The 19,192-nt window shown below is 61.0% G+C and carries 18 protein-coding genes and 5 tRNA genes; 2 read left to right on the plus strand and 21 right to left on the minus strand.

Annotated features, from left to right (window positions below):
* Window positions 1-83 precede the first annotated feature (83 nt).
* Window positions 84-2,117, plus strand: a complete 2,034-nt coding sequence (locus ACTNBK_RS01705) for an AAA family ATPase (protein ID WP_441143059.1) — start codon at window positions 84-86, stop codon at window positions 2,115-2,117.
* Between the two features lie 218 nt (window positions 2,118-2,335).
* Entirely contained in the window at window positions 2,336-3,025 is a 690-nt protein-coding gene (locus tag ACTNBK_RS01710; RefSeq protein ID WP_441143061.1) for a hypothetical protein, read from the plus strand.
* 56 nt (window positions 3,026-3,081) lie between these two features.
* Here ACTNBK_RS01710 and ACTNBK_RS01715 read toward each other — a convergent pair whose 3' ends face one another.
* The 21 genes from ACTNBK_RS01715 to ACTNBK_RS01815 all read right to left on the minus strand — a co-directional run bounded on the left by ACTNBK_RS01715 (window position 3,082) and on the right by ACTNBK_RS01815 (window position 19,057).
* Window positions 3,082-3,879, minus strand: coding sequence for an aldose epimerase family protein (locus tag ACTNBK_RS01715; RefSeq protein ID WP_441143063.1), 798 nt, complete (start codon window positions 3,877-3,879; stop codon window positions 3,082-3,084).
* Window positions 3,880-3,949: 70 nt separating this feature from the next.
* Window positions 3,950-5,113: a 6-phosphofructokinase gene (locus ACTNBK_RS01720; protein ID WP_441143064.1), complete on the minus strand. Its 1,164-nt coding sequence runs from the start codon at window positions 5,111-5,113 to the stop codon at window positions 3,950-3,952.
* A gap of 12 nt (window positions 5,114-5,125) precedes the next feature.
* Complete coding sequence (locus tag ACTNBK_RS01725; RefSeq protein ID WP_441143066.1) at window positions 5,126-6,586, minus strand: lactate racemase domain-containing protein; 1,461 nt, start codon at window positions 6,584-6,586, stop codon at window positions 5,126-5,128.
* 11 nt (window positions 6,587-6,597) lie between these two features.
* Entirely contained in the window at window positions 6,598-7,434 is an 837-nt protein-coding gene (locus ACTNBK_RS01730; RefSeq protein WP_441143068.1) for a triose-phosphate isomerase, read from the minus strand.
* A 12-nt stretch (window positions 7,435-7,446) separates the two neighbouring features.
* Window positions 7,447-8,595 carry a class II fructose-bisphosphate aldolase gene (locus tag ACTNBK_RS01735; RefSeq protein ID WP_441143070.1) on the minus strand — a complete coding sequence of 383 codons (1,149 nt, stop codon included), beginning with the start codon at window positions 8,593-8,595 and terminating at the stop codon, window positions 7,447-7,449.
* Window positions 8,596-8,608: 13 nt separating this feature from the next.
* Window positions 8,609-9,751 (minus strand): N-acetylglucosamine-6-phosphate deacetylase, encoded by a 1,143-nt coding sequence (nagA, locus tag ACTNBK_RS01740; protein ID WP_441143072.1) that lies wholly within the window; start codon window positions 9,749-9,751, stop codon window positions 8,609-8,611.
* Window positions 9,752-9,759: 8 nt separating this feature from the next.
* Window positions 9,760-10,575, minus strand: coding sequence for a glucosamine-6-phosphate isomerase (locus ACTNBK_RS01745; protein ID WP_441143074.1), 816 nt, complete (start codon window positions 10,573-10,575; stop codon window positions 9,760-9,762).
* 31 nt (window positions 10,576-10,606) lie between these two features.
* Entirely contained in the window at window positions 10,607-11,272 is a 666-nt protein-coding gene (locus ACTNBK_RS01750) for a response regulator transcription factor (protein WP_441143075.1), read from the minus strand.
* A complete protein-coding gene (locus tag ACTNBK_RS01755) occupies window positions 11,269-12,789 on the minus strand; it encodes a sensor histidine kinase (RefSeq protein WP_441143076.1) in 1,521 nt (506 codons plus the stop codon). Before ACTNBK_RS01755 ends, ACTNBK_RS01750 begins: the two co-directional genes overlap by 4 nt.
* Window positions 12,790-12,937: 148 nt before the next feature.
* Entirely contained in the window at window positions 12,938-13,999 is a 1,062-nt protein-coding gene (locus ACTNBK_RS01760) for an ABC transporter substrate-binding protein (protein ID WP_441143078.1), read from the minus strand.
* A 75-nt stretch (window positions 14,000-14,074) separates the two neighbouring features.
* Window positions 14,075-14,866, minus strand: a complete 792-nt coding sequence (locus tag ACTNBK_RS01765; protein WP_294513240.1) for an ABC transporter ATP-binding protein — start codon at window positions 14,864-14,866, stop codon at window positions 14,075-14,077.
* The gene (locus ACTNBK_RS01770) at window positions 14,842-15,630 is read right to left on the minus strand and encodes an ABC transporter permease (RefSeq protein WP_294513237.1); all 789 of its coding nucleotides are present in this window, start codon (window positions 15,628-15,630) and stop codon (window positions 14,842-14,844) included. The genes ACTNBK_RS01765 and ACTNBK_RS01770 overlap by 25 nt, the downstream gene beginning before the upstream one ends.
* 238 nt (window positions 15,631-15,868) lie before the next feature.
* Entirely contained in the window at window positions 15,869-16,288 is a 420-nt protein-coding gene (locus ACTNBK_RS01775; RefSeq protein ID WP_441143081.1) for a PaaI family thioesterase, read from the minus strand.
* 125 nt (window positions 16,289-16,413) lie between these two features.
* Window positions 16,414-16,487 (minus strand) — tRNA-Cys (locus ACTNBK_RS01780).
* A gap of 43 nt (window positions 16,488-16,530) precedes the next feature.
* Window positions 16,531-16,606, minus strand: a tRNA-Gly gene (locus ACTNBK_RS01785).
* Between the two features lie 96 nt (window positions 16,607-16,702).
* Window positions 16,703-16,778, minus strand: a tRNA-Phe gene (locus tag ACTNBK_RS01790).
* 3 nt (window positions 16,779-16,781) lie between these two features.
* Window positions 16,782-16,858: transfer RNA gene (locus ACTNBK_RS01795), tRNA-Asp, on the minus strand.
* A gap of 24 nt (window positions 16,859-16,882) precedes the next feature.
* Window positions 16,883-16,958 (minus strand) — tRNA-Val (locus tag ACTNBK_RS01800).
* Window positions 16,959-17,105: 147 nt separating this feature from the next.
* Window positions 17,106-17,990, minus strand: a complete 885-nt coding sequence (hslO, locus tag ACTNBK_RS01805) for an Hsp33 family molecular chaperone HslO (protein WP_294515753.1) — start codon at window positions 17,988-17,990, stop codon at window positions 17,106-17,108.
* A gap of 6 nt (window positions 17,991-17,996) precedes the next feature.
* Entirely contained in the window at window positions 17,997-18,749 is a 753-nt protein-coding gene (locus ACTNBK_RS01810) for a class I SAM-dependent DNA methyltransferase (protein ID WP_441143083.1), read from the minus strand.
* Window positions 18,746-19,057: a YerC/YecD family TrpR-related protein gene (locus ACTNBK_RS01815; protein WP_294515751.1), complete on the minus strand. Its 312-nt coding sequence runs from the start codon at window positions 19,055-19,057 to the stop codon at window positions 18,746-18,748. The genes ACTNBK_RS01810 and ACTNBK_RS01815 overlap by 4 nt, the downstream gene beginning before the upstream one ends.
* Between the last annotated feature and the right edge of the window lie 135 nt (window positions 19,058-19,192).

Raw genomic sequence — 19,192 nt, forward strand, 5'->3', positions numbered from 1 at the left:
GACGATCGTATGTGAGGAATTGCAAATTTCAAATCCTATTGTAAAATAGAAGCATAGCCTGACTGCCGAGGGGGAGAAAAGAAATGTTCCTGATCTATGCCTATATTGCAAAGTATAAAAACTATGTAAATCAGGAGGTTCTCTTCGATCCCGCCTATACGGTCACCTTCCGGGATGGCAGCCTGTCGTTTACCTACCGAGGGCACTCGGCTCCATCCAGGGTGCTCAGAGCGGGGAAAAAGCCGGATCGTCTGCATCTTGTGGTAGGTAAGACCGGGTCGGGTAAGACCAATCTTCTCCAGTTGATTGGCATGAAACATGATCTGCGCCAGCAGCGGAAGTGGGATGGGGAGGAGGATGCATACTTTTTCCTCTACTCTATAAACAAAAGGGAATACTTCCTGGAAATCTGTGATCTGGAGTTTAAGCAGTTCCCGGTGGAACGGCTGCCGGAAGATCTGAGCATGCCGGAGTGGATTCGTCCGGCCGCGGCCAGAATGGATACCGTGAGGACGGTACGGTTTTCTATCCCGGAAGATCTGACCGTGGGAAAGACCTATCAGGTATTTGAACAGACTAAGGTGGATAGGGGAGGGAAGGGTTCAGGTCAGAAGGCTGCGTCAGCCCGCTGTGAGATCGTCAACTGTTATGATAAAAACGCCTTTCTCACGCCGCCCTATCCGGACGACAAGGAGGACTATCGGGACTTTGGAAACGACTGGGTGGGGCGCATCGCGGCGCCTTACCACCGAACCTCTCTCTGGCATGTCTGCGATTATATCTGGGACTATATGGAGCGCATCGAGTCCGGTAAGGTCAAGCGGCAGGTATCTTTTGTGCTGTCTACCCATAACTTTGCGGAAAGCTATCCCATCAAGCTGCCAGAAGCTCTGGAAGAGGGGGAATACTGGACCTTTTATCAGATCAAGCAAGACGAGCAGCGGGCCGAGTTTGATGAGGACGCCAAGCGGCGCATGTCCAGACGTCGCAAGAGAGATAACCTTTCCAACAAGCAGATGTTTCTGCACGACCTGTGGGCTGACTATGCCCACTATCTCCGAAAGTGGGTCGAAAAGATTCTCAGCTATCGTGCGGAGGAGAAGCCTCCGGAGGAGCATATGGACGATTCCGGGCTCAGTGATGACTATCAGGAGTTCATAGATTACTATACCAGCAAGGAATATCAGGATCGCTGCGAGCCCTCTGAGCTTCCGGACGGACGTAGTATGGCCATCGTCAAGCGATGCGTCTGGCTGGCGGAGTACATCGATCGGGTGGACAATGGGGACCCTCATGGCGTACTCTGGCAGATCACAGACGATATCAAGGATATTGTGGAACTGCTCTCCCAACTGGATGACCGCTATTTCACCATCGACACCTGCACTGTTCCGGTTGCGGATATGGCTTTGCTGGAACATCAGAAACTGTTCGAGGAGCTCTTTGAGCGGATGGAAGGATACATTCCGGATAACGCCGGGATCTTTACCAGCCAGTTGCTCCCCTATCAGTTCACTCATATGAGTACCGGGGAATATCAATATGCAAAGATCCTGGGCGGCCTGGAGGACTGTCTCCGACGCAGCCGGATATCTCAGGATGGAACGCGGACGAAAGGGGACAAGATTATCCTGTTGGACGAGCCGGAGGCATACATGCACCCGGAGCTGGCCAGGAACTTCTTCTCTGAACTCTGCCATATTGCCTCAAAATACACAGACTGCGCCTCTCAGGTCATCATTGGCACGCACTCTCCCTTCCTGCTTTCCGACGTGCTTCCGGAGGAGGTGACCCGGCTGGATATCGATGGACGGACCGGTAATGCGGCGGTCATGACGGGGTCGGACAAGGCCTATTTCGGGGCGAACATCCATACCATCCTGGCCGATAGCTTTTTCCTGGACTATACCATCGGTGAGTCTGCACGGGCATTTTTGCAGACGTCCTTTGATCGTCTCCAAAAGGACATGGAGCGGATCGATGCGCTCCCGGACACAGAGAAGCGATTTATTGCCACCATGCGGGAGTTTGTTCCGCACATCGGAGACGATCTTATCCGTAGGGCCTTTGAGATCACACTTCAGAGATTTCCGGAAAGAGAGGAGCCTGGGCTGTGAGAAAGATACCAGATAGAAATATGGAGGAGGCCAGAGCTGCCCACGTTCAGGCGGTCCGGAACTATGTGCAAGCGAAGGGGGAATGCTATCAGCAGGACCTGTTTGAAGCGGTGACCGCTGTCTGTCCGGTCCGGTATGACTTTGCAGGGGCATGCCGTCGGGATGACTGGTCGTGGCTGGAGCGGTTCCTGCTTGCCGATGTGCCGACCCTTCGGAGATTGACACAGGAGAAACCGGAAGCTCTGCAATTTGAACAGTTTCTGAGACTGTACCAGAATCGTTTCTGCCATGGTGCGGATATATATGTAGATGCGAGCACATGCTACAATTCCTATTCCCTGATCCAAAACCTGGGGGTGACGGTGTGCCCCTATTGTGACGAGGAATACCTGCACGTCCTGGAAAGCCGTGACCAAAAGACCGTGCGCACATTGGAACTGGACCACTTTTTCCCTAAGAAAAAGTATCCGGCTTTGGCCATGTGTTTTTATAACCTGGTCCCCAGCGGACAGGCCTGCAACGGGATCAAGCTGGAGGAGAGCCTGGGCATGAGTCCGTTTGAACCGGAGATTGAGTCCTGCACCAGACTCTGCCCCGATCTTCCTATGGGCGTCAATATGGAGGCTGTGCCAGTGGAGGCGTGTGTCATCCATTTTCACCCCAGGGGCGCGATGAATGAAAACGTGAAGACACTGCGCCTGGAGGAACGGTATCTGCGCCACCGTGCTCAGGCCCACCGCTATCTGGTGCTCAAGCAGAATTTTGATGAGACAAAGTTACAGGAGTTGGTCCGCCTGGGTATATTCCCATCATTGGAGCAAGCCCGGGAAGTGCTTTATGAAGAGAATGCGGCCAGTACGGACCAACCGCTGCTGCAAAAGCTGAAGCATGATATTCTCAAATTTTGAGAAAACTCAGCCAGCAAAACAAGAATCTGTTCCAGCTTGCGGCCTGCATTCCTACTTTACAGCAGGGCGGTGAGTCGCTGGGTCCGGGAGAAGGTCTGACCGGGAGGGAGTAGAACGGTACCGGGGCGGTCGGTCAGGTCCCGGCCTGGGCCAATGTAGCCACTCCAGGGTTCGATGCACAGAAAGCCAGGCAGGCCGGGCTGACTCCACAGCAGGACATAGGGATAGCCCTCAACCCAAAGACGTAGGGCCCGGCCCGTGTCCCGCTCCTCCAGCTGGAGCCACTGAGAGGTGAGACCTGCGAGACAAACGGTATCGCCGGTAAAGAGAGGGGGGGAGAGGGGGAGAATATCGACGCTGCCGGGGGCCTCCGGGCGCTGGAAGCGGACCAGGTAGTCCTCTGCCCGACGGCCCGGCGTGAAGGGGCAGCGCAGGCCGGTGTGGAAGCCTAGCTGCACCGGCATGGGCTCCGGACTGTCGTTTACCGCCGTGCAGGTGGTGACCAGATTGGTTCCCTCCAGGGCGTGGACGGTCTCAAAGGTGAAGGGCCATGGCCAGTCCGGACCGTCGTACCGGAGCCGGAACCGGAGCCGGTCGGCGGATTGCTCCACCAGGGTGTGTTCCAAATCTCGGACCAGGCCATGGCGGCCGGCGGGGACAGGGTGGCCGCCATGGGACCAGCCGTCCTCCAGTGCGCCGCACCAGGGGAAGCAGACGGGGGCGTGCCAGGGCCAGACCTCCGGCCGGGCGTCCCAGAGGCAGGCTGTGTCGTCCGCCCCCTCCAGGGCCCACAGCTCGGCCCCCCGACTGGATACGGTTACATGGAGATCCTCATTTTCCATTTCGTAGAGCACGGAATATCCTCCTTTTGGGATATGGAGCGACGGCTCCCCCGCGCGTGGCGCGGAGGAGCCGTTTTATTGTCTACCTAAGAGAGATAAAGCGGTTGTCGTAGTCGCCCAGAAGGGGCAGGCAGTAGGTCTTGAATTCCGGCTTGATGCTGGCGCCGTCGTCACCGATCCAGTCCAGGGGGAACTTCTTCTCGGCGTTGGCCACCTGCTCCAGGGGGATGAGGATGGTCTTGGAGGTGTAGGGGTCCCGGGTGGTCTCGAAGCCCACCATAAAGCCGGTCTTGCCCTCCACGGCGGAGCGGACGGCGCAGGCGCCGGCCTCCTCGGCCTCCTTCTGGTCCACGTCGGACATGAGGCCCACGCTGACCCGGCCCAGCAGGCCGGGCTTCTCCGAACGGGATTTGAGGCCGGTCTCCTGCATGATCATGTCGCTGAGGGCCTGGGCGGCGCCGCCGGGGACCTTGTGGCCGAAGCCGTCCACCAGGCCGGAGTCGGCCACGGGGGTGCCGTCGGCGTAGTGGATGCCCTCGGAGATGGTGACCAGCAGGCCCTTCCCCTTGGCGAACTTCTCCTTGACGGCGGAGAGGAACTGCTCTTTGTCGAAGGCCACCTCGGGCAAGTATACCAAATGCTCGCAGGGCATGAGGTCGGCGTAGAGGGCGGATGCGGCGGTGATCCAGCCGGCGTTGCGGCCCATGAGCTCCATGACCACCACGTGGATGGGCAGGGCGGAGGCGTCCTGGGCCAGCTCCAGGGCGGAGACGGCGGCGTATTTGGCGGCACTGCCAAAGCCGGGGCAGTGGTCGGTGACGTCCAGGTCGTTGTCGATGGTCTTGGGGATGCCGATGACCCGCAGCTCATAGCCGGTCTGTACGGAGAGCTGGTAGATCTTGTTGCAGGTGTCCATGGAGTCGTTGCCGCCGTTGTAGAAGAAATAGCGGATGTTGAACTTCTTAAAACACTCCAGCACGGCGGGGTAGTCGGTGTCGGTGAGCTTCCGGCGGCAGGAGCCCAGGGCGGAGGCGGGGGTGCGGGCCAGGAGGGAGAGGTCCTCGTCGGAGAACTTGCCCAGGTCGATGAGGTCCCCGGCCAGGATGCCCTCGGCGCCGAAGCGGGCGCCGTAGATGGTCTCGATCTCGCTGTGGGCTTTGGCCTCACGGACAGCGCCCAGCAGGGAGGAGTTGATGACTGGGGTGGGGCCGCCGCCATGGGCGATGAGCATGTTACCTTTCAGCACGCAAAACCCTCCTTACACGTTGCTCAGGTCGTCGTCGGCCATGCAGAGGTGGACGGCGCCCAGCTTGAAGGTCTGGGGCAGGGCCAGGATGTTGGGGTTGGGGCCAACATACTTCTTCATGGCGTCCTGGAGGGCCTCCTCGAAGGTGGCCCGGGTCTTGAGGCCCATGCTCCGGGCGATGCCGGGCTCCTGGGCGCCCACGATGTAGATGGCGGAGGTGTTCATCTCGGCGATGTGGCCGCAGCTCATCATGGAGAAGCCGTGGAAGGGGTGGAAGGCGTTGCAGAAGCGGTATTTGCGGATGTACTCCTGGTTGGTGGCAAAATACTCGCCGTAGCGGTCCATGTCGGGGAGGATGTTCATGTAGTCGTGCTGGAACATCTCATAGAGCTCCCGCAGGTAGGGCCACCGCTCGTCGTGGAAGTAGCCGTTGCAGATGGAGGAGCAGATGATGACGCAGTTCTCCTTCATGACCCGCTTGTGGCGGATGACCTGGGCGGAGAGGGCCTGCATCATCTGGATGGGGTTGGTGCCCATGCCGTTGCCGTAGTGGAAGTTCTGGGGCATGCCGAAGACCATCACGTCGTACTTCTCCTTGGCGAAGGGGACGTAGGTGCGCTTGTTGGCGATCTTCCAGGACTCGGGCTGCATCACCTTGGCGTAGCCGGAGTAGACGGCGATCTGGCGGGAGTAGGTGTCCAGCACGGCGTCACAGCAGAAGAAGGGGTGGCCCATCTTCTCCTCCATGTGCATGCCGATCTCGTCGAACTTGGTGCGCATGAGGGAGTGACCGGACACGGGGGTGAAGTCGCCCCGGTGCATGACCTTGGGCACGTGGTGGCTGGCGATGCTCCGCCAGTGGGTGATGCCGGTGGCGCAGTGCTTGTAGCCGCCGGAGTAGCCGCCGTAGGGGTTGCCCTGGGTGTGGCCGATGAGGATGGGCAGGTCGCAGTCATAGACGTACTTGTTCATGAGCACCGGGTCGCCCCGGCTGGTGGTGCCCAGGTCCACCATGTGCTCGTAGTCCTCGGAGTCGTGGCTGGTGATCTGGTTGGTCCAGTAGAACTCGTTGAAGAGGTCCTCGCCCAGGATCTGCTTCATCTCGGCCACGGTGGCCCGGGGGTGGAGGCCGTTGGAGAAGAGGAGAAGAATGTCCTTTTTCTCCACACCGGCGGCGTAGAGCTCATCCAGGCAGGCCTTGATGGACACCTTCCGATGACTGGTGGCCTGGCAGCCGCCTTTGACGATGTCGGGGATGACGAAGACCACTGTCTTGCCGGGGCCGGCCAGCTCTTTGAGAGCGGGCATGCCCATGGGGTGGCGGATGGAGTCCAAGGTGGCGGCGTACAGGCTATCCCAGTCCTGGGGCAGGCAGGGAGGATCGGGCACGGTGGTGCCGGGGATGAAGACGTCGGTGTTGTCGGGCAGCTCGGCGCTCATCAGGCCGTGGCCGTATTCAAAATCAAGCTTCATGGGCTGTCTCCTTACTTTCCAAGATAGGTCTTGATGATCTCCAGGTATTCGTCGGGGTAGAAGCCGATCTCCCCCTGGAATCGGGTGAGGGCGATGAGACCGCCGTCGATCTCCTCGATGGAGGCCAGCATCTCGGCGTTGTCCACCTTCAGGCCGCCGCCGTACACCACATCCAGACCCCCGGTGCACTTCTTCACAAAGCGGGCGATCTTGGTGATGTAGGGCTTGTCGGCGGGGGTCTTGCCAGGACCGATGGACCAGATGGGCTCGTAGGCGATGACCACCTTGGAGGTGTCCACCCCGTCCAGGCCGATGGAGAGCTGATCCCCCAGGACCTGCTCCCAATGAGCCTGCTCCTCGGTCTTCTCGCCGATGCAGTAGAGGACGGTGAGGCCCTGCTCGATGGCCAGTTTGATCTCCTGGTTGAGGAGACGGTTGACGGCAGCGGTGTCGGTGACGCCCGCCTCGGCCAGGATGCCGGCCTTGTCATTGCGCTCCTCACAGTGTCCAATGATGGTGGAGGTGCACCCCATGGCCTTGACGATGGAGGCGGGGCGGTTGGTGGTGAAGGCGCCGAAGTTGCCGCCCACTGCGGTGTTCATGCGGTAGACGCTCTGGGAGCCCACCTGCACGGGGCTGTTCTCACACTGTGCGGCCACCGCCCCCAGGATGTGGGCCTCGGGGAAGTACTGCACGAACTCCACCTCAGCGGGGTCATAGTGCTTCAGGCCCTCCTGGGTGTGCTCCACGATGTATTTGCCCCAGTCGGCCACGGGGGCGATGCGATTGACGCCGCCGTACTCCACGGGTACGTCAAAACGCTTCAGGTTCAGATAGAGATGCTTCATGTCCGTTCCCCCTTACTTCTTGTAGAAGGCGATCATGTCCTCCAGGGACTTCTGCTCCACCAGGGGGGCCCGGCCGTAGGAGCCGAAGCCCACAATGAGGGAGCCCACGGCCTCTTTCACGCCGGCCTCCACCCGGCTCATGAGGAGGGCCACGTCGTCGTCGGGCACGTTGCCGGTGAGGACGGTGTCCATGATGGGCGGGAAGAAGACGCGGGGGTCGAAGGCGGACTTCTTCTCCTCCAGGAGGGCGTACACGCCGCCGATAGAGGGGCTCTTCTGGAGCTCGGGCTTCTGGGCGAAGAGCTCCTTCATGTTGCGGGTGACGGCCAGACGGATGTCGGTGTCCACGTTGATCTTGCGGATGCCGCAGGGGATGGCGGCCATGAGCTCGTTGACGTCAATGCCGTAGGCGTTCTGGATATCGCCGCCCAGGTCGTTGATCTCCTTGACGATGTACTGGGGCACGGTGGAGGAGCCGTGGGACACTAGGGCGCAGAAGATGCCCAGACGGTTGATGCACTCCTTGATGGCGATGGGGATCTCCCGGCGGAGCTTGGCGTTCTTGCCCTTGTTGGCGCCGTGCTGGGTGCCATAGGAGATGGCCAGGGCGTCCACCCCGGTGTCCTGGATGAACTTTACGGCGTCCAGGGGGGTGGTGTAGGTGGAGGCGGCGGCGAAGACGTGGTCCTCCTGGCCGCCCAGCACGCCCAGCTCGCCTTCCACGGATACGCCCCGAGCGTGGGCATACTTGACCACTTCACGGGTGAGCTCGATGTTCTGCTCCAGGGGGAGGGAGGAGCCGTCGATCATGACGGAGGTGTACCCGCCCTCGATGGCGGCCACGCAGGAGTCGAAGTCCTTGCCGTGGTCCAGGTGGAGCACCACGGGGATGGGGGAGTGCTCGCCGTACTTCTTCACGGCGGCGGCGATGTTGCGGGCGCCCTTCTTCTTGTCCTCCAGGGTGCCGTTGGCGAAGTCCACCCGGCCGCCCATGAAGGCGTTGGCCAGGTCGGCGCCCTGCAGAATGGCGGGGGAGCGGAAGGTCTCGTGCATCTCGATGACGGCCTTGGCCTGGGCCACGGCGTTGACGTTAAAGGCGCCCTGGGCGTAGTTGTACTGCTCAGCGGCTTCCATCAAAGGTCTCAGGGGTACCAGCGGCATAGTGATTTCCTCCTTATTTTTCGGCGGCGAAGACGCATTGTCCCGCCACATAGGTTGCGGTTACGTTCAGTTTATCATCCAGCACCACCAGATCGGCGTCCTTGCCGGGGGCAATGGAGCCCTTGCGGTAGTCCATGCCGATGAGGCGGGCGGGGTTGACGGTGAGCAGGGGGAGCACTTTTTCCACGCTCTCCCCGGTGAATGTTACCAGGTTTTTGAGGGCCTGTCCGGTGGTGAGGGTGGACCCGGCCCGGACGCCGTTGGACGCCAGCTTGGCGTCGCCGTCCACCACCACCACGTCGTTGACCCCCAGCTTGTAGTGGCCGTCGGGAAGGCCGGCGGCCTGGATGGAGTCGGTGACGGCCACCACCCGGTCATAACCCTTGCAGGCCAGGAGCATCCGGACCGAGCCGGGATGGAGGTGCCGGCCGTCGCAGATGGCCTCGCACATCACCGGGCGCTCCAGCACCGCCCCCATGATGCCGGGCCGGTGCTGGTGGAAGAGGCCCATAGCATTGAAGGTGTGGGTACAGGCGGCGGCCCCGGCGTCGATGGCGGCGCAGGCCGTCTCGTAGTCGGCCCCCGAGTGGCCGATGGCGATGGTGACATGGCCGGAGAGCTGGCCGATCATGTCCACTACCCCCTCCACCTCGGGGGAGACGGTCATATAGCGCACCGCTCCGTCGGCGGCGTCCTGGTATTTTCGGAAAAGTTCCGCATTGCCCTTTTGGAGCAGGTGCTCCGGCATGGCGCCCTTGTACTCCGTGGAGAGGAAGGGGCCCTCCAAATGGACGCCCATGAGCTGTGCGCCGGTGACGGGGGCGGCCATGGCCGCCCTGGCCTGGCCGATGCACCAGAGGGTCTGCTCCTCGGTGTCGGTGAGGATGGAACACAGCCAGCCGGTGGTGCCGTTGCGGGCGAAGAACCGTCCGATTTTTGCCAGGTCCTCCGCCGTGGCGGCGTTTACGTCCACCCCGTCGCCGCCGTGGGTGTGGAGGTCCAGGAAGCCGGGGACCAGCATCCGCCCCCCCAGGTCCACGGTCTCATCGGCCTTGCCGGAAAAGCCGGCGATTCGGCCGTCCTCCACCAGCAGGTCGGTGTCCTGAAAGCGGCCGTCCACGTAGACCCGGCCATTGGTAAAGCGGGTTCTCTTCATGGCGGGCCTCAGAAGGGCTGCCCCGCGGCCAGGGCGTTGGTAAAGATGATGGCGTCGGGGTGGTTCTGGAGGAGGCTGGCGGGGAAGTGGGCGGTCACCTCGCCGTAGGCCGCCTGGCGGACCACAGAGCGATGCCACTCCCGGAAGACGCCCAGGCGGACCTTCCGGGCGACCAGGATCTGCTTGATGCCGATGGTGACGGCCCGGTGGGGCATGGCGTCTATGGCGCCGCAGCGGTCGCCGATGGCGTTGGCGGTGCGGGTCTCGGGGGTGAGGGTGAGGGCCCGGGTGCCCAGGGCGGCGAATTCTTCGGCGGTCAGGTCCTCCCGGGCCTCGTTGAAGGCCAGGTGGCCGTTGATGCCGATGCCGCCGAATGCGATGTCCACGCCGCCCAGCTCCTCAATGAGCCGGTCCACCTTGCCGGGGTCGGCGGGGTCGGGGAAGACCCGCTGCTCGGGGGGCATGAGGAGGTCGGGGTCCACCTTGGTGTAGACGGTGCGCTCCATGAAGCCACGGAAGGAGAGGGGGCTCTCCTTTTCGATGTAGGTGTCGTCGTCGTTGAGGTACTCGTCCATGTTGATGAACCAGCAGTTTTTCAGGCTGATCCGGTCCCGGTTCACCAGGCGGACGAAGATGGGGTACTGGCCCACAGGACCCACGGGGCAGATGAAGACGGTCTTTTCACCCTTTTCATTGTGGGCCTTGATGGTGTTTACCATCTCCATGGCGATCTCATAAAAGACCTCTCCGGAGTCCCCCAGCTTGACCACGGGGATTTTGGCGTCCTTGCCCAGGTCCTGGGCGGAAATGTGATAGTAGTCCATGCGGATCTTCCTTTCTATGGCGGTGTGGGGGTCAGAACAGATGGGTCACGTTCAGCTCCCGAATGGTATTGACAATCTCCTTGGTCCGGGTGCAGCCGAACTTATGGAGAAGGCTCTTGATCTGGGTCTTGACGGTGACCACCTCCACGCAGCGGATGGCGGCGATCTCTTTGATCTTCCGGTCCTCCAGCAGGAGGCGGACCAGCTCCCGCTCGGCGGTGGTGAGCTGGGAGACGGTACTGATAAAGAAGAGAAGGGAGCGCTCCGAGGTGCGCAGGCGGGAGTACTCCTTCAAAAGCAGGTTCTGGATCTTGCCGTCCAGCAGGGGCTGCCCGGCGTAAGCACTGCGGATGTGGCGGAAGAGCTCGGCATCGTCGCAGCCCTTGACGATGTAGTCCACGGCGCCGGCGCCCATGGAGGTGAGAATCATGTTGTCGGTCTCGTGGGCAGTGAGAAAGAGGATCTTGGCCGCCGGCTTCTGCTCCAGGATGCGCTCGGTGGCTCGGATGCCGGCGGTGGTGGTCTCCATCTCGATGTCCATGAGGATGAGGTCGAAGTCGCGCTCCAGGGCCAGGGCCTGGATGTCCGCGCCGGTGGAGGCGCTGCCCATTACGGTCATGTCCTCTTGCTGCTCGAGGGTGTCGCACAGGTCCTCCCGGATGAGGTCAAAGTCCTCGGCGACCAGAATACGGATCATGGAATACGCCTCCTTCTGATGCTGCGCTGGTCATAGCGGGGGAGGAGAAGAAAGAACGAGGCGCCGTCTCCGGCCCGGTTCTCCACCCGAAGGCTGCCCAGATGGCTGCGGATGATGGTCTGCACGTGGTAGAGGCCCATGCCCCAGTTGTAGTTGCTGTTCTTGCTGGAATAGAAGGGCTCACAGATGTGCTTGAGGGCGGCGTGGGGGATGCCGGTGCCGTGGTCCCGGACCTCCAGCACGGTGTAGAGCCGCTCCTGGTGGCTGTAGAGGGTGACGGCGCAGTTGGCGCGGTTGGCCAGGAGGTTGGACTCCCAGCCGTTGGTGAGCAGGTTGTAGATGGCCTCGGAGAGGTAGTTCTCGTCGGCCAGGACCTGTACGTCCCGGTCCACCTCCACCAGCAGGCTGCCGTCGGGGTACTTGTGGTGGAAGCGGGAGACGGCCAGGTCGGAAAGCTGTCCCAGAGAGGTGGGGACCAGCCGCACGGATTTGGCTTTGACGGTGCGGTAGAGCTCCTCCGAGCGGGCGATGAGCTGCTCGTTGTTTTCGCACAGGCTGGACGCCCAGGCACGGACCTTGTCCAGGTCGGGTTCCGCCTGGGCCAGCTCGGCCCGGATGCGCTTGTGGAGCACCCGGTTGGCCAGCAGCTGATTTTTGATGCTGTGGACGAAGACGGAGGCACCGGTGCGGGCCACGTCGAATTTCCGCTCCAGCACCACCTCGTCCCGGTCGTTGATCAGGCTGTCTTGGGTGTAGCGCAGCAGGCTGCCCAGCCCCAGGACGCCGCAGATGATATTGCCGACCACAAGCAGCACATAGCCGCCCACGCTCAGGGTGTACTGGAGGTAGCCGGCACCCTTGATCCACAGGTAGTCGTAGCTGTAAAACTGGTAGACCTGGCCCGGGTCCTGACCGCAGTAGAGCAGGTACAAAAGAGAGAGGGCCACCATACAGACCAAGATCTGCAAAAACTGCTGGCGGCAGAAGTTCATGGTGATGGAGAGAAACTCATAAACGAGAAGGAAGAGGGCCAAAAGAACATAGCCCACCACCCAGAAATAGGAGAAGTAGTAGAGGGCGGTGCGGAAACCCTCGCCCAGAGGAAGCATGAGCCGGTAGATCGCTGGCCAGTAGAGCACCAGGGAAACCGCCGGCAGCACCAGGGCCAGCCGGCGCAGTATGGGGTGTTTCCGTACGGCTGGGAGCATGGAGTAACACATGGCCATCTCCAGCAGGAAAAGGGGGAAGAGGTGCCGCCCAATGGCGATGAGATAGCCCAACTGCCCCAGCGTGATGAGTCGGTACTGAATCCAGAGGCGCAGATCGTGGGAGAAGAAGAGGAAGAGCTCCAGCTCCTTGGAGATACCTCCTTTTTTGGCGATGAGGATCATCACCCCGGCCAAAAATAGGGTCAGGCTCAGACACATGCCGGAAAGCAGCAGGGACTCCCGGTTCTTTTTTGTGAGAAGGACCGGCAGAGAGCCGACCAGCAGACCGGCCGCGAGCAGCAACAGCAAATCCATCTCCTCCTTCCGGTACCATAATCTGATCTCTATTGTACTCGGCGGGCTGGGATCTGTAAATCATGGCACAGGAAAAAGGGGCGGCGGCGCTTCAGCCGCCGCCCCTTCCGGGCTGTCTGTCCGGTTATTTGGGGGCTGTCTCTCAGTAAGCGCCAGCCTCGGTCATCAGCTCCATGTCCACATAGTCGGAGACGGGGCACTGCTCCTCGGCGGTGATGGCGCCGGAAGCCACCATGATCTCCTGCTGGAGCTGATAGTAGCCCTCCACGGTGCCGTCGGCGATGCCGTCCACGACCTCCTTACCGGTGAGCCACTGGGCGTCGCCGCGCTGACTGTACACGCTGTCGTAGTCCAGGGCCAGCTCATCGGCCACCCACTGGGCGATCTGGGAGTAGTTCTCCTCCTGAGCGCCGTAGTCCATGGCCTTGAAGAGGGCACGGACGAAGCGGACGGCCACGTCGCGGTTGGTCTCCAGGTACTCAGGCAGAGCGATCCAGCTGGCCAGGGAGATGCTGGTGTCGGAGAAGGTCATGTTGTCGGCCAGCTTGGTGGCATCCTCCATCTGATCCAGGATGGTGAGGGTCTGGGGAGACCAGATGGCGCAGGCGTCCACGCCGCCGGAGAGCATGGCGGTTACCACGGCGGAGGCGTCCATGTCCATGGCGGTGATGTCGTCCATGGTGAGGCCCACGCTGTTGAGGGCGTTGGTGAGGATGGTCTCGCTGGAGGTGCCGGAGGAGTAGGCCACGGTCTTGCCCTTCAGGTCCTCCAGAGTCTTGACGTTGGGGCCGCCGATGACGGCGTCGCCGTTGGAGATGTGGGAGAGGGCGATGATGGTGGCGTTGCCCTGGACGCAGAGCTTATGGGCGCCGTCGCCGATGTAGCCGAAGTTGACGGAACCGCTCTCCATAGCGGCGATGATGTTGGGGCCGGAGTCAAACTGGGTGAGAGTGACCTCGATGCCCTCCTCGGCGAAGTAGCCCAGCTCACGGGCGGTGAGGAGGCTCCACATGCTGCCATAGTTGGCCATGTAGCCGATGTTCAGGTTGACGGTCTCCACAGGGGTGGTCTCGGTGGTGCCGGTCTCGGCGGGAGCAGAGGTCTCGGGAGCGGGGGCGGGGGTGCTGGTGGTGCCGCCGCCGCAGCCGGCCAGAACGCCGCCCAGCATGGCTACAGTCAGGAGTGTGGCAAGAAACTTTTTCACATTCATTCCTCCTATGATTTGGTGTATGTAGGATCACGTTCTTCTATTGCAACGGCAAGGCCGTTCCAATCCGGGTTACTTCCGCACTTCCAGGTACTCCTGATAGACCTGGCTCCAGATCTCGTTTTTGAGCTCCAGGAAGCGGGGGGTCATTTTGGTCTCCTGGGTACGGGGGTATGGGATGTCGATGTCGATGATGGATTTGATCCGTCCCGGACGGGCCGACATGATGATGACCTTCTGGGCCAGGATGATGGCCTCCTCCACGTCGTGGGTGATGAAGAAGCAGGTCTTGCGGTCCTTCTCCCAGGTTTCCAGCAGCTCGGTCTGGAGCTGAGTGCGGGTCTGGGCGTCCAGGGCGCCGAAGGGCTCATCCATGAGGAGTACCTCAGGGTCAGCGGCGTAGGCGCGGGCGATGGCCACACGCTGCTTCATGCCGCCGGAGAGTTCCTTGGGGAAGTGGTCGGCGAACTTGACCAGATCCACCTTCTCGAGGTATTTCATGGCCTGGGCCTCGGCCTCTTTTCCCTTGATGCCCTTCATCTCCAGGGCGAACATGACGTTCTTCTTCACGGTGAGCCAGGGGAAGAGAGCGTATTGCTGGAAGACCACGCCGCGCTCGGTGCCGGTGCCGGTGACCTTCTTGCCCTTGCAGTAGACGGCGCCGGAGGTGGCGTCGTGGAGGCCGGCGATGATGTTGAGGAGGGTGGACTTGCCGCAGCCGGAGGGGCCCACCACGCAGATGAACTCGTTTTCATAGATATCCAGGTCTACGCCATTGAGGGCCACCATCTCGCCGTTGCGGGTGTTGTATACCTTGCGGACGTTATCGATCTTTAAGATCAGATTTCTCTCTTCTCCTGCCATCCTGTCAGCTTCCTTTCCAAGTATTTGATGACGGTCTCCATGGTGATGCCGATGATGCCGATGATAATGACGTAGGCCAGCATGGGGGCCGACTCAAAGGTGTTGTTGAGGGAACGAATTCTCATGCCGAGACCGGCCTGGGCACCGGTGGACTCGGCGGCGATCAGTGTGGTGAGGGCCACCGAGGCGCCCAGCCGCACGGCGGTGAGGATAAAGGGAAGGGTGGCGGGGGCGATGACCCGGACGAAGATGTCCCGGTCGGTGGCGCCCAATACCCGGGCGGCCTTGATGAGGGTCTCATCCACGTTGATGACGCCCTGGTAGATGGTCACGCACATGATGAGGAAGCAGGCGATGGTGATGACGATGATCTGGGGCCGCCGGCCCACGCCGGCGCAGATGACGATCAGGGGCACGTAGGCCAGCGGGGGGATGTTGCGGATGAACTGGATCCAGGGCTCCAGAATGTTGCGCACCGGCATGTACCAGGCCATCAGGATGGCCACGGGGAGGGCGATGACGAAGCCCAGAGCGTAGCCGGCGAATACGGAGATCAGACTGCTGGAGAGGTCGGTCCAGAACACGCCGCGCTCGATCATGGTGAGCAGACCCTGGGTGGTCACCACCACATTGGGGAAGCCGCGGTCAGTAGCGGGCAGGATTGACAGGATATACCATACTACAATCGCCGTTGCAAAGGAAATCAACAGCCACACCTTTGGCGGGATGCGGCTGGCCAGGGAGGTCTTTTTCTCATTGTCCATCCTTCAGGTCACTCCTTCTTGTCTCAACACGCGGGCTGTCAGCCGCGTCCTTGGCGCAATGGGAAAGGCTTCTCATTCGTTATCTTTATTATAGTGGAGATATTTGTCTTGGGAAGTATGATGTTTTATCATACCTTTTTCCCAGCCACAGCAGATTTGCCCCAGAAAAAATGGGAGGGGGCGGAAATATAAAAAAGGCGTCCGCTTTTGCGGACGCCTTCTGGATAGAGTCAATCGATCAGTTGGTTTTCAGCGGGGGAGGGTCAGTCGTAAAGCCGTTGATGGTGAGATGGGCCACCTGGGTGCCCAGGTCGTCGGTGACATCCACAGCGTAGAGGCAGGTGGTGCGGCCGGCCTTCAGGCATCGGGCCTCTGCGGTAAGGACCTTGCCCCGTGAGGCGGCGAGAAAGGTGATGGCCACCTGCTGAGTGACGGTGACCCGGGTGCTGTGTCCGTTGGCAGCCACGGCAAAGGCGAAGTCTGCCAGGGTAAAAATGGCGCCTCCCATGGGGGCATAGTTGGCGTTAAGGTGGGCGGGGAGGATGGGCAGGGAGCAGACGGCTCGGCCGGGCTCGGCCACATCGATGTGTATGCCGACGGTCTCGGTGGCAAAGCGGTCGCCGGAGAAGCAGGCACGAATCTGGTCAAGGGTGGGCATGATGCGGCTCCTTTCCTGGTGATGGTGTGGGTGGAGGAGAGCACGGGTGGAATTCACTTCCGTCGAGGAGGGAAATCCCCGGAGTATCCAAAAAGAAACACCAGCCGATGGCTGGTGTTTCTTTTTGGAGGCGACACCCAGACTCGAACTGGGGGTGGAGCTTTTGCAGAGCTCTGCCTTACCACTTGGCTATGTCGCCATATGGATAACAGAAGCAATCGCTTGCTTCTGTTATCATTTGCTGGAGCAGGTGACGAGGCTCGAACTCGCTACCTCCACCTTGGCAAGGTGGCGCTCTACCAGATGAGCTACACCTGCAAATCACAGTACATGTTATGCTGATGATCTGCGTTTCATGCTAGAAAAGAAGGAAATCTCTCCGGAGGATACCCGAAGTATCCTCCGGAGAAATTCTGGTGCCTCCGGCCGGAATCGAACCAGCGACACGGGGATTTTCAGTCCCCTGCTCTACCAACTGAGCTACAGAGGCAAATGGCGACGCGGAAGGGACTTGAACCCTCGACCTCCGGCGTGACAGGCCGGCGTTCTAACCAACTGAACTACCACGCCATTTTGCTTTGGGTTCAGGACCTATGGTGGGAACAACAGGGCTCGAACCTGTGACATCATGCTTGTAAGGCATGCGCTCTCCCAGCTGAGCTATGCTCCCCTGTTGGCCGCTCTCGTCAGACGGCGAAAATTATTATAGCAAGCCGACCCCGATCTGTCAACACTAAAAATCAAATTTTTTCATTTTTTCTTTCCAGCCCCCTGGAAGGGCCCTTTTGGGCCCTCCCGGAGCGGAAAGGGGAGAAACTCAGTCCTCCGTGGCGGAGGCCAGCAGCGCCTCCAGCTCCTCCTTGGAGAAGTGGTATACCTTGTCGCAGAACTGGCAGGTGAGGTCGGCGGAGCCCTCCTTGTCGATCATGTCCCGCAGCTCCTCCTTGCCCAGACTGATGATGGCCTGGGAGACTCGGTCCCGGTCACAGTAGCACTTGTAAGAGACGGGGGTGCGCTCCAGCAGCTCGGGCTCCATGCCCTCCAGCAGCCGGTTCAGCACCTCGGCGGCGTCAGCGCCCTGGCGGAGGACCTCGGTGACGGGGCCCAGCCTGCGGACAGCCTCCTCCAGACGATCGATGACGGCGTCGTCGGCGCCGGGCAGCAGCTGGAGCATGTAGCCGCCGGCGCAGAGGACGGACTGGTCGGTGTCCACCAGCACGCCCAAGCCGCAGGCGGTAGGGATCTGCTCGCTGGCGGCGAAGTAGGCGGTGAGGTCCTCGGCGATCTCGCCGCTCACAAGGGGGACACTGCCCACATAGGGCTCCTTGAGGCCAATATCCTTGATGAGGGTCAAAAAGCCATCGGTGCCCACACCGGCGCCCACGTCCAGCTTGCCGGGCCCCTTCAGGGGCAGCTCCACCTGGCCATTTTGCAGGTAACCCCGCACATTTCCCTGGGAGTCGGACACGGCGATGATGCTCCCCAGGGGGCCGCCTCCCTTGATGCGCAGGGTAACGGAGCCCTTCTCCTCCTTTAGGGTGGCGCCGATCATGGAGCAGCCCATGAGGCTGCGGCCCAGGGCGGCGGTGGCCAGGGGAGCGAGCTTATGGATCTGGCGGGCGCGCTCCACCAGGTCTTTTCCAGTGACGGCGATGGCCTTTACCGCGCCGTCGCCGGTGATCATGCGTACGATCTCATCCATACTATATTATAGTTCCTTTCGGGCTGCAAAAAATATCCGGTCCTCGCCGGACTTGGGCGGCCGCATCTTCCGGTCGCCGTACTGTTTGATGTGGGTGAAGCCGACCGTCCGGAGGAGCTCGGTGAGCTCCTCCGGCGTGTAGGCCCTCTCCTGGTGGACCTCCTCCTCCCGGCGCCAGAGGCCGTCGTCCTGGCGGAAGAAGAGGTCAAAGCCGTAGGTGCATATTCTGCTCCGCCGGGCATAGTCCGCCCGCCAGACGCAGTAGGTGTCGTCGGTCTCGTCGATGAACATGCCGCCGTCCAGCCCCTCCAGCTTCTCCGGGGTGTTGACGTCGAAGAGGAAGAGGCCGCCGGGCATCAGGAAGAGATGGACCCGCTGAAAGGCGCGCAGCAGGGCCTTGGGCCGGGTCACATAGTTGATGCTGTCCAGACAGCAGACGCAGGCGTCGATGGTGCCATAGAGATCCAGTTCCTCCATGGGCTGCTGAAGGAACATGGGGGGAATGACGCCGGTAAGGCTCTGGGCCTTCTCCGAGGCCACGGAGAGCATCTCTGCCGACAGGTCCACGCCGATCATCTCATAGCCCCGCTGGGCCAGCAGGCAGGTCATGGCGCCGGTGCCGCAGGCCAGGTCCAGGACGGTGTGGATGGGGATCGGACTGCGAGAGAAGTGCTTTTCCAGATAGTCTGCCCAGGCCTCATGGTCCACGTCGGCGGTGAGGGCGTCATATCGGAGTGCCAGAGACTCGTAGCTGCTCATGCCTCCTCCTCGGTCCTCTGCCGAAGCTCCTTGGCACGGGGGAGCACCTGCTTGTAGCCGTCGGCGCCGTAATTGAGCGCCCGGTTCACCCGGCTGATGGTGGCGCTGCTGGCGCCGGTGCGCTCCAGAATGTCGTTGTAGATCATTCCGTCGTTGAGCAGAAGAGCCACCTCGAACCGCTGCTCCATGGCCCGCAGTTCGGCCACGGTGCACAGGTCTTCAAAGAAGCGCTTGCATTCGTCTAGGTCCCTCAGAGTCAGGATGCTCTCATAGAGCAGGTCGCCGTTCTCCTTGGTTTTCTTTGTCATAGGGGGAAGACACCTCTTTCATTATCCTTGGCCCGGTGGTTAAACGGGCCGGGTCCTTACAATTTTACTACACTGAAGTATGAAAGTAAAGGGAATTTTGTGCATAAGCGCACTTTTTCATGGTGCATATACTGA

The organism is Intestinimonas sp. HCP28S3_D6, assembly GCF_052065695.1.
Lineage (GTDB): Bacteria > Bacillota > Clostridia > Oscillospirales > Oscillospiraceae > Intestinimonas.